We start from the raw sequence: 1,073 nt of genomic DNA, 5'->3' as shown, positions 1-1,073 counted from the left end.
TGTACTGAGCCGTCAGGTTGGTGACACTCGGGTGATGGGTGTGGTTCCGATGCCGGTGTGGATACGTTCAGTGTTGTAGTGCTCGAGCCAGGGTGCAAGGGCGGCTTGACGGTGAGCGCTGCTGGTGAACACCTGGCGGTAGGCCCATTCGGTTTGCAGGGTGCGGTTGAAGCGCTCGGCTTTGCCGTTGGTCCAGGGGCAGTGCGGTCTGATGAATCGTTGAACGGCGCCGAGATCCGCGACGGCCTGCTTGAAGGCCGCGGAGTTGCGGTAGGCGAACGCGTTGTCGGTGATGACGCGTTCGATCCGGTCGATGCCATGAGTGTTGAGGTACGCGGCGGCGCGGGTCAGGAACCCGGCCGCGGTGAGGCCCTTCTCATCGGGCAGGACCTCCGCGTAGCCCAGCCGGGTGTGGTCATCGATGGCGACGTGCACGAAGTCGTAGCCGATGCCCCGGCTCCTGACCTGTTCGGAGCGGCCGTGGGCGCGCCAGCCGCCTCCGTCGGGGATTCGTCCGAGTTTCTTCACATCCAGGTGCACCAGGTCCCCGGGCCGATCGCGCTCGTACCGGGTCGACGTCGCCCGGGAGGCACGGATCGGGGTCCCGGTCAGCGGGTCGCAGTCCGCCAGTCGCGGCACATGGTGGCGGTGCAGGATCCGGGTCACGGTCCGCGCCGGGACCCCGGTGGCCGCCGCGATGCGTAAGGGCCCGAACCGCAACCGGTGCCGGGCGTCCAGGACGGCCTGTTCCCGGTCCGGGCTGGTCCGTCCGGGTGAATGCAGGGGTCGGCTCGAGCGGTCCTGCAAGCCGGCGGGGCCTTCAAGGTGGAACCGTCGCACCCACCGGTACGCGGTCTGCCGGGACACGCCGAGCTCCGCGGCGATATGCGCGACCGGCCGGCCCGCGGCGACCCGATCAACAAGCAGTCGCCTTCCATGAACGGTCAGGCGGGCGTTAACGTGAGACACGAGGACCTCCGAGCACGAAGTGTGGGAACTAGACAGCTCCACTTAGCCCGGAGGTCCTCCTCCATTTCAAGACCCCCGCGTCAACAACGTCCCAGCCCAGTACA

Annotated in this window: 1 protein-coding gene; it reads right to left on the bottom strand. The window is 67.8% G+C overall.

The features are described from left to right. Nucleotides 1-12: 12 nt before the first annotated feature. A complete protein-coding gene (locus ACSGDB_RS04155) occupies nt 13-969 on the bottom strand; it encodes an IS481 family transposase (protein ID WP_434993093.1) in 957 nt (318 codons plus the stop codon). Nucleotides 970-1,073: the final 104 nt, after the last annotated feature.

The sequence above is a fragment of the Arthrobacter sp. Ld5 genome (genome assembly GCF_051172775.1).
In the GTDB taxonomy this organism is placed as follows: domain Bacteria; phylum Actinomycetota; class Actinomycetes; order Actinomycetales; family Micrococcaceae; genus Arthrobacter_D.
This window is presented reverse-complemented; position numbering and strand designations above follow the sequence as displayed.